We start from the raw sequence: 9,552 nt of genomic DNA, 5'->3' as shown, positions 1-9,552 counted from the left end.
ATGGCAAAGGGTAAATTCGAACGCACCAAGCCGCACGTGAACGTGGGCACGATTGGCCACGTTGACCACGGCAAGACGACGCTGACGGCGGCGCTGACGAAGATCGGCGCGGAGCGTTTCGGTGGCGAGTTCAAGGCGTACGACGCGATCGACGCGGCGCCGGAAGAGAAGGCGCGCGGCATCACGATTTCGACGGCGCACGTGGAATACGAATCGGCCACGCGCCACTACGCGCACGTGGACTGCCCGGGCCACGCCGACTACGTGAAGAACATGATCACCGGTGCGGCGCAGATGGACGGCGCGATCCTGGTGTGCTCGGCCGCCGACGGCCCGATGCCGCAGACGCGTGAGCACATCCTGCTGTCGCGCCAGGTGGGCGTGCCGTACATCGTCGTGTTCCTGAACAAGGCTGACATGGTGGACGACGCCGAGCTGCTGGAGCTGGTGGAGATGGAAGTCCGCGAACTGCTGAGCAAGTACGAGTTCCCGGGCGACGACACCCCGATCATCTCGGGCTCGGCCCGTCTGGCGCTGGAAGGCGACCAGAGCGAGATCGGCGTGCCGGCGATCCTGAAGCTGGTGGACGCACTGGACACCTGGATCCCGACCCCGGAGCGTGACGTCGACAAGCCGTTCCTGATGCCGGTGGAAGACGTGTTCTCGATCTCCGGCCGCGGCACCGTGGTGACCGGTCGTATCGAGCGCGGCATCATCAAGGTGGGCGACGAAATCGAAATCGTCGGTATCCGTCCGACCCAGAAGACCACGGTCACGGGCGTGGAAATGTTCCGCAAGCTGCTGGATCAGGGCCAGGCGGGCGACAACGCCGGTCTGCTGCTGCGCGGCACCAAGCGTGACGACGTGGAGCGTGGCCAGGTGCTGGCCAAGCCGGGTTCGATCACCCCGCACACCGAGTTCGAAGCCGAAGTCTACGTGCTGAGCAAGGACGAAGGCGGCCGTCACACGCCGTTCTTCAAGGGCTACCGCCCGCAGTTCTACTTCCGCACCACCGACATCACCGGTGCGGTGCAGCTGCCGGAAGGCGTGGAGATGGTGATGCCGGGCGACAACGTGAAGATGGTGGTCACGCTGATCAATCCGGTGGCGATGGACGAAGGCCTGCGCTTCGCGATCCGCGAGGGCGGCCGTACGGTCGGCGCCGGCGTGGTGGCCAAGATCATCAAGTAAGGCCCCGGCGGTCCCGGCGACGGGTTCGCCGGACAGCGCGAAGGGCGGGCCGGAACCTCGGTCCGCCTTCGCCGTCTAAGGGAAGGTTGTAGCAAATCGATACGCCAGTAGCTCAATTGGCAGAGCAGCGGTCTCCAAAACCGCAGGTTGGGGGTTCGAGTCCCTCCTGGCGTGCCACTTCCTTCCCCGCGGAGTCCGGCTCTGCCGTGCTCCCCTCGAGCTAAAGAGCGACAACTGACTTGAACAGCAAGGTCGAACAATCCAAAGCCGGCACGCCCGCGGCCGACATCGCCAAGTACGTCCTGGCGCTCGCGCTGGTCGTGGGTGGTCTGGTCGCGTGGTGGTGGTTCAACGGTCAATGGGCCACGCCGCTGCGTTCGCTGGCGGTGGTCGCGGGCCTGGTGCTGGGTGCGCTGGTGTTCCTGCAGACCGGCAAGGGGCGCGATACCCGCGAATTCCTCGCCGAGTCGCGTTTCGAGCTGCGCAAGGTGGTGTGGCCGACGCGCGAGGAGGCCACCCGGACCACCTGGGTGGTCATCGCCGTGGTGATCGTGCTCAGCCTGATCCTGGCCGGTTTCGACTTCGCCATCCAGGCGTTGATCGAGTGGTTCCTGAATTTTGGCCGTTGAGGAGAGTCGCTCAGTGAAGCGCTGGTATGTCGTCCATGCTTATTCCGGGTTCGAGAAGTCGGTGGCGCAGGCGTTGCGCGACCGCATCGTCCGCGATGGCATGCAGGAGAAGTTCGGCGATGTGCTGGTCCCGACCGAAGAGGTCGTGGAGATGCGCTCCGGCCAGAAGCGCCGTTCCGAGCGCAAGTTCTTCCCGGGTTATGTGCTGGTCCAGATCGAAACCCATGACGAGGGTGGCATCCCGCGCATGGACAACGAGAGCTGGCACCTGGTGAAGGACACCTCCAAGGTGCTCGGCTTCATCGGCGGTACCGCCGATCGTCCGCTGCCGATCCGCGACGAAGAAGCGGCGGCCATCCTGGATCGCGTCCAGGAAGGCGTCGAGAAGCCCAAGCCCAAGGTCCTGTTCGAGCCGGGCGAGATGGTCCGCGTCACCGACGGCCCGTTCAACGACTTCAACGGCGTGGTCGAGGAAGTCAATTACGAAAAGAGCCGCCTGCGCGTGGCGGTGCTGATTTTCGGCCGCTCCACCCCGGTGGAGCTGGAGTTCGGCCAGGTCGAGAAGGCCTGAGCCGGTCGGCAGGGGCGCCCAGGCGGCCTTGCCGAAAGCCTGATATACTGCGCGGCTCCCTGAACGGCTGAGCCGGCGGGGGCCATGGCCGCCTTCGGGCGGCCGTCGGCGCATTCGAGATACGCGATGCCGGGACGCGTGATTTTCCCGGTCCGATGGGGAGCCTTCACAGGCGCTAGCACCCGGAGAGTACTCACATGGCAAAGAAAGTTGTCGGTTACATTAAGCTGCAGGTGAAGGCCGGTCAGGCCAACCCCTCGCCGCCGGTCGGTCCTGCGCTGGGTCAGCGCGGCCTGAACATCATGGAGTTCTGCAAGGCGTTCAACGCCGCCACGCAGAAGCTGGAGCCGGGCCTGCCGATTCCGGTGGTCATCACGGCCTATTCCGACCGTACGTTCACCTTCATCACCAAGACGCCGCCGGCGACGATCCTGCTGAAGAAGGCCGTCGGCATCACGTCCGGCTCCAAGCGCCCGAACACCGAGAAGGTGGGCAAGGTCACCCGCAAGCAGCTCGAGGACATCGCCAAGGCGAAGGAACCCGACCTGACCGCGGCCGACCTGGACGCGGCGGTGCGTACGATCGCGGGTTCGGCCCGCTCCATGGGCCTGACGGTAGAGGGTTAAGAGATGGCACAGAACAAGCGACAGAAGGCCATCCTGGCCGCCGTGACCCCCGGCAAGGCGTACGCCATTGACGAGGCCCTGAAGATCGTCAAGACCGCGGTCAAGGCCAAGTTCGTCGAGTCCGTCGACGTGGCCGTGCGCCTGGGCGTGGATGCCAAGAAGTCCGACCAGCAGGTGCGCGGTTCCACCGTGCTGCCGGCCGGTACCGGCAAGTCGGTCCGCGTGGCGGTGTTCGCCCCGGCCGGCGCCAAGGCCGACGAAGCCGCCGCCGCTGGCGCCGAAGCCGTCGGCATGGACGACCTGGCCGAGAAGATGCTGGCCGGCGACATCAACTATGACGTGGTCATCGCCACGCCGGACGCGATGCGCGTGGTCGGCAAGCTGGGTACGGTCCTGGGTCCGCGTGGCCTGATGCCGAACCCGAAGGTCGGCACCGTATCGCCGAACCCGGCCGAGGCGGTGAAGAACGCCAAGTCGGGCCAGGTGCGCTACCGCACCGACAAGGCCGGCATCATCCACTGCACCATCGGCAAGGCCAGCTTCGACGACGAAGCGCTGAAGTCGAACCTGCAGGCGCTGCTGATCGACCTGGTGAAGGCCAAGCCGGCCACCTCGAAGGGCCAGTACCTGCAGAAGATCTCGGTCAGCTCGACCATGGGCCCCGGCGTCACCGTCGACCAGTCCTCGCTGTCCCTGAAGTGACGCGCCGGCGCGCTCGCGCATCGCGCGAGCGCCTTTGCTGGCGTGTCATCCCCGCGAAGGCGGGGATCCAGTGACTCGAAGTCTGAGTCAACTGGAAGAAAGCAAAGTCGCTGGGTTCCCGCCTTCGCGGGAACGACGGCAAAAATTTTGAGGGCAGTCGCCCAGGCCGGGATGCCGGTGCAAGCGACAGCCGTCAAAGACCGCAGGTGCGGTCAGCGCGCAACGACGACGGGCAGGGAAGCTCGTGCTGGCAGGGAATCGCCGTCGTGGCTAGCGGGATCGCTTAATCCATTCCCCCGGGAATGCGCCTGCGCAGATGGTGCCGCCTTCTGGAAGTTTTCTGGAGCACGACCGCAGGGTCGCCAGTCAGACAGGCCACCGACGGGACCTCCGTGTCCCCGGTACCCACGGACGGGTGCCGTCCAGGACCGCAAGCGGCAGGAGTCGCGAGCGGAGTCAATAAGTGAGGAGTGTATGGCTCTCAATCTGTCCCAGAAGCAAGAAGTAGTCGCCGAGCTGGCAGACGTCGCCGCCAAGGCGCACTCCCTGGTCGCCGCCGAATACGCAGGCACCACGGTCAGTCAGATGACCGCGATGCGCAAGAAGGCCCGCGAGACCGGTGTGTACTTGAAGGTTGTCAAGAACACGCTGGCCGTGCGTGCCGTGGCCGGTACCGAGTTCGAGGTTGTCCAGGACAAGCTCGTCGGTCCGCTGCTGTATGCGTTTTCGACCGAGGAGCCCGGCGCTGCCGGTCGCCTGATCAAGGAATTCGCCAAGGGTAACGACAAGCTGCAGCCGAAGGTCGTCTCCGTGGGTGGCCAGCTGTATCCGGCCAGCCATGTGGAAGTCCTGGCGTCGCTGCCGACCCGCGACCAGGCCCTGGCCATGCTGGCCCGTGTGCTGGCTGAACCGGCCTCGATGTTCGCCCGCGCCGTCAAGGCCGTGGCCGACAAGCAGGGTGGTGGCGAAGCGCCGGCGGAAGCCGCCGCCGAAGCCCCGGCCGAAGCCTGATCCGACGTCTTCTACGGTTCTACGAACCCTAATCCCAGATAATTTCCAAAGGTAAACACAATGTCCCTTTCCAACGAACAGATCGTCGACGCCATCGCCGGCAAGACCCTGATGGAAGTGATGGAGCTGGTCAAGGCCATCGAAGAGAAGTTCGGCGTCTCCGCCGCTGCCCCGGTCGTCGCCGCTGCCGGCCCGGCCGCTGCCGCCGCCCCGGTCGAAGAGCAGACCGAGTTCACCATCGTCCTGAAGGACGCCGGTGCGAAGAAGGTCGACGTCATCAAGGCCGTCCGCGCCATCACGGGCCTGGGCCTGAAGGAAGCCAAGGACCTCACCGAGGCCGGCGGCGTCCTGAAGGAAGGCGTGTCGAAGGAAGATGCCGAGAAGTTCAAGAAGGACCTCGAAGCCGCTGGTGCGAGCGTCGAAGTCAAGTAAGCCGTATCCGTCGCCGGTCCACTCAGGCGACAACCCGAGGCCGGGGGCGAAAGCCCCTGGCCTTCGGTCGTTTCAAGACGTAGCGATGTAAATGCGAGTTTGTAGTTGGAAGTAGCAGCAGAGGGCGTGCTGGTGCCGGCAATACCAGCGACTTCCAACTGAAAATTCCCCCGTTCGAAAGAATGTCCCCCGTGCGGTCGCGGACGCGCGCCCCACGCTGCCAAAGGCACAGTCACATGACGACATATTCGTTCACCGAAAAGAAGCGCATCCGCAAGGACTTCGGCAAGCAGCGCTCGATCCTCGAAGTCCCGTTCCTGCTGGCCATCCAGGTCGACTCCTACCGCGAATTCCTGCAGGAGCATGCCGATCCCGCCAAGCGCGAGGACCGTGGCCTGCACGCCGCGCTGAAGTCGGTCTTCCCGATCGCCAGCTACAGCGGCAACGCCGCGCTGGAATACGTCGGCTACAAGCTGGGCGAGCCGGTGTTCGACGAGCGCGAGTGCCGCAACCGCGGCCTGAGCTACGGCGCCCCGCTGCGCGTGACCGTGCGCCTGGTGATCTACGACCGCGAGTCGTCCACCAAGGCCATCAAGTACGTGAAGGAGCAGGAGGTCTACCTGGGCGAGATTCCGCTCATGACCGACAACGGCACCTTCATCGTCAACGGCACCGAGCGCGTCATCGTCTCGCAGCTGCACCGTTCGCCGGGCGTGTTCTTCGACCACGACCGCGGCAAGACGCACAGCTCGGGCAAGCTGCTGTACAGCGCCCGCATCATTCCCTACCGCGGCTCGTGGCTGGACTTCGAGTTCGACCCGAAGGATGCGCTGTTCACCCGTATCGACCGCCGCCGCAAGCTGCCGGTCTCGATCCTGCTGCGCGCCCTGGGCTACTCCAACGAGGAGATGCTCAACGAGTTCTTCGACGTCAACACGTTCCACATCCTGCCCGAAGGCGTGCAGCTGGAACTGGTCGCCGAGCGCCTGCGCGGCGAGACGCTGAACTTCGACCTGGCCGACGGCGACAAGGTCATCGTGGAAGCCGGCAAGCGCATCACCGCGCGCCACGTGAAGCAGCTGGAGCAGTCGGGCATCGCCGCCCTGGCCGTGCCGGACGAATACCTGGTGGGCCGCATCCTGTCGCACGACGTGATCGACGCCAACACCGGCGAGCTGCTGGCCGCCGCCAACGACGAGATCACCGACGACCAGCTGGCCAAGTTCCGCAAGGCCGGCGTGGATGCCGTGGGCACGCTGTGGGTCAACGACCTGGACCGCGGTCCGTACCTGTCCAACACCCTGCGCATCGACCCGACCAAGACCCAGCTCGAGGCCCTGGTCGAGATCTACCGCATGATGCGTCCCGGCGAGCCGCCGACCAAGGATGCCGCGCAGAACCTGTTCCACAACCTGTTCTTCACCTTCGAGCGCTACGACCTGTCCAACGTCGGCCGCATGAAGTTCAACCGTCGCGTGGGCCGCAAGGAAACCACCGGCGAAGCCGTGCTGTACGACAAGAAGTACTTCGGCGCGCGCAACGATGAAGAAGCCAAGCGCCTGGTCGCCAGCCTGGGCGAGACCTCGGACATCCTGGACGTCATCAAGGTCCTGACCGAGATCCGCAACGGCCGCGGCACCGTCGACGACATCGACCACCTGGGCAACCGCCGCGTGCGTTCGGTCGGCGAAATGGCTGAGAACGTCTTCCGCGTGGGCCTGGTCCGCGTCGAGCGCGCCGTGAAGGAGCGCCTGTCGATGGCCGAGTCCGAGGGCCTGACCCCGCAGGAACTGATCAACGCCAAGCCGGTGGCGGCCGCGATCAAGGAGTTCTTCGGCTCCTCGCAGCTGTCCCAGTTCATGGACCAGAACAACCCGCTGTCGGAAGTCACGCACAAGCGTCGCGTCTCGGCCCTCGGCCCGGGCGGCCTGACCCGCGAGCGTGCCGGCTTCGAAGTGCGCGACGTGCACCCGACCCATTACGGCCGCGTCTGCACCATCGAGACGCCGGAAGGCCCGAACATCGGCCTGATCAACTCGCTGGCCGTGTATGCGCGCACCAACAGCTACGGCTTCCTCGAGACGCCGTACCGCAAGGTCGTGGACGGCGTGATCACCGACGAGATCGAGTACCTGTCGGCGATCGAGGAGAACGAGTACGTCATCGCGCAGGCCAACGCGCTGCACGACGCCAAGAGCCGCCTGACCGAACAGTTCGTGCCGTGCCGCTACCAGGGCGAATCGCTGCTGAAGCCGCCGAGCGAAGTGCACTACATGGACGTCTCGCCGATGCAGACCGTGTCGGTCGCGGCGGCGCTGGTGCCGTTCCTGGAGCACGATGACGCCAACCGCGCACTGATGGGCGCCAACATGCAGCGCCAGGCCGTGCCGACGCTGCGTGCGCAGAAGCCGCTGGTCGGTACCGGCATCGAGCGCGCCGTGGCGCGCGACTCGGGCGTGACCGTGAACGCCCGTCGTGGCGGCGTGGTCGAGCAGATCGACGCCGGCCGCATCGTGGTGAAGGTCAACGAGAGCGAGATCTCCGGCGAAACCGATGCCGGCGTCGACATCTACTCGTTGATCAAGTACACGCGCTCCAACCAGAACACCTGCATCAACCAGCGTCCGCTGGTGAACGTGGGCGACGTGGTGGCGCGCGGCGACGTGCTGGCCGACGGTCCGTCTACCGACATCGGCGAGTTGGCGCTGGGCCAGAACATGCTGATCGCGTTCATGCCGTGGAACGGCTACAACTTCGAAGACTCCATCCTGCTCTCCGAGCGCGTGGTGGAAGAGGATCGCTACACCACGATCCACATCGAAGAGCTGACCTGCGTCGCGCGCGACACCAAGCGGGGGCCGGAGGAAATCTCCGCCGACATCCCGAACGTCTCCGAGCAGGCGCTGAACCGCCTGGACGAGAGCGGCGTGGTGTACATCGGTGCCGAAGTGCGCGCCGGCGACATCATGGTCGGCAAGGTCACGCCCAAGGGCGAAAGCCAGCTGACCCCGGAAGAGAAGCTGCTGCGCGCGATCTTCGGCGAGAAGGCTTCGGACGTGAAGGACAGCTCGCTGCGCGTGCCCCCGGGCATGGACGGCACCGTCATCGACGTGCAGGTCTTCACCCGCGACGGCATCGAGAAGGACAAGCGCGCGCGCCAGATCGAAGAGAACGAGATCAAGCGCGTCAAGAAGGACTTCGACGACCAGTTCCGCATCCTGGAAGGCGCCATCTACGCCCGCCTGCGTTCGCAGCTGGTCGGCAAGGTCGCCAACGGAGGTCCGGCCGGGCTGAAGAAGGGCGACGCGATCACCGACGCGTACCTGGACGGCCTGAAGAAGTCCGAGTGGTTCACCCTGCGCATGAAGGACGACGACGCCTCCGATGCCATCGAGCGCGCCCAGATGCAGATCCAGGCGCACGAGAAGGAGTTCGAGCGCCGCTTCGCCGACAAGCGCGGCAAGATCACCGCCGGCGACGACCTCGCCCCGGGCGTGCTGAAGATGGTCAAGGTGTACCTGGCCGTGAAGCGCCGTATCCAGCCGGGCGACAAGATGGCCGGCCGTCATGGCAACAAGGGCGTCGTGTCGACCATCGTGCCGGTCGAGGACATGCCGTACATGGCCAACGGCGAGACGGTGGACATCGTGCTGAACCCGCTGGGCGTGCCGTCGCGTATGAACATCGGCCAGGTGCTGGAAGTCCACCTGGGCTGGGCGGCTAAGGGACTGGGCAAGAAGATCCAGAACATGCTGGAAGCCCAGGCCAAGGTCGCCGACCTGCGCAAGTTCCTGACCCAGATCTACAACCACGACCAGAAGCTGGGCGAGGACCGCGTGGACCTGGACCAGTTCAGCGATGCCGAACTGATCGCGCTGGCCAAGAACCTGACCGACGGCGTGCCGATGGCCACCCCGGTGTTCGACGGCGCGGCGGAGACCGAGATCAAGCACATGCTCGAACTCGCGGATCTGCCGATCAGCGGCCAGACCCAGCTGTACGACGGCCGCACCGGCGAGGCGTTCGACCGCCACACCACGGTCGGCTACATGCACATGCTGAAGCTGAACCACCTGGTGGACGACAAGATGCACGCGCGTTCCACCGGTCCGTACTCGCTCGTCACCCAGCAGCCGCTGGGCGGCAAGGCGCAGTTCGGCGGCCAGCGCTTCGGCGAAATGGAAGTCTGGGCGCTGGAAGCCTACGGCGCGGCGCACACCCTGCAGGAAATGCTGACGGTCAAGTCGGACGACGTGCAGGGCCGCAACCAGATGTACAAGAACATCGTCGATGGCGCCCACGAGATGGTCGCGGGCATGCCGGAGTCCTTCAACGTGCTGGTGAAGGAAATCCGCTCGCTCGCCATCAACATGGAACTGGAAGACTGATC

The 9,552-nt window shown here is 65.4% G+C and carries 8 protein-coding genes and 1 tRNA gene; all 9 read left to right on the top strand.

All coding sequences use genetic code 11. The annotated features are described in order from the left end of the window. Nucleotides 1-1,191: an elongation factor Tu gene (gene tuf, locus CSC76_RS09655; RefSeq protein ID WP_162109794.1), complete on the top strand. Its 1,191-nt coding sequence runs from the start codon at nt 1-3 to the stop codon at nt 1,189-1,191. A 101-nt stretch (nt 1,192-1,292) separates the two neighbouring features. Beyond that, a tRNA-Trp gene (locus tag CSC76_RS09650) sits at nt 1,293-1,368 on the top strand. 62 nt (nt 1,369-1,430) lie between these two features. Next, the gene (gene secE, locus CSC76_RS09645; protein ID WP_162109801.1) at nt 1,431-1,820 is read left to right on the top strand and encodes a preprotein translocase subunit SecE; all 390 of its coding nucleotides are present in this window, start codon (nt 1,431-1,433) and stop codon (nt 1,818-1,820) included. A 13-nt stretch (nt 1,821-1,833) separates the two neighbouring features. Beyond that, nucleotides 1,834-2,391, top strand: a complete 558-nt coding sequence (nusG, locus tag CSC76_RS09640; RefSeq protein WP_162109800.1) for a transcription termination/antitermination protein NusG — start codon at nt 1,834-1,836, stop codon at nt 2,389-2,391. Nucleotides 2,392-2,588: 197 nt separating this feature from the next. After that, a complete protein-coding gene (gene rplK, locus CSC76_RS09635; RefSeq protein WP_162109799.1) occupies nt 2,589-3,017 on the top strand; it encodes a 50S ribosomal protein L11 in 429 nt (142 codons plus the stop codon). 3 nt (nt 3,018-3,020) lie between these two features. Continuing rightward, nucleotides 3,021-3,719, top strand: a complete 699-nt coding sequence (gene rplA / locus CSC76_RS09630) for a 50S ribosomal protein L1 (protein ID WP_162109798.1) — start codon at nt 3,021-3,023, stop codon at nt 3,717-3,719. 474 nt (nt 3,720-4,193) lie between these two features. Next, nucleotides 4,194-4,730: a 50S ribosomal protein L10 gene (rplJ, locus tag CSC76_RS09625; RefSeq protein WP_093487379.1), complete on the top strand. Its 537-nt coding sequence runs from the start codon at nt 4,194-4,196 to the stop codon at nt 4,728-4,730. Nucleotides 4,731-4,790: 60 nt separating this feature from the next. After that, nucleotides 4,791-5,162: a 50S ribosomal protein L7/L12 gene (rplL, locus tag CSC76_RS09620; RefSeq protein WP_142126299.1), complete on the top strand. Its 372-nt coding sequence runs from the start codon at nt 4,791-4,793 to the stop codon at nt 5,160-5,162. 236 nt (nt 5,163-5,398) lie between these two features. Continuing rightward, complete coding sequence (gene rpoB / locus CSC76_RS09615) at nt 5,399-9,550, top strand: DNA-directed RNA polymerase subunit beta (RefSeq protein ID WP_162109797.1); 4,152 nt, start codon at nt 5,399-5,401, stop codon at nt 9,548-9,550. Nucleotides 9,551-9,552: the final 2 nt, after the last annotated feature.

It is taken from the genome of Pseudoxanthomonas mexicana (assembly GCF_010093385.1).
Classification (GTDB): Bacteria; Pseudomonadota; Gammaproteobacteria; order Xanthomonadales; family Xanthomonadaceae; genus Pseudoxanthomonas_A; species Pseudoxanthomonas_A mexicana.
Note: the sequence above shows the minus strand (reverse complement) of the source record. Positions and strands in the feature narration are given on the sequence as shown.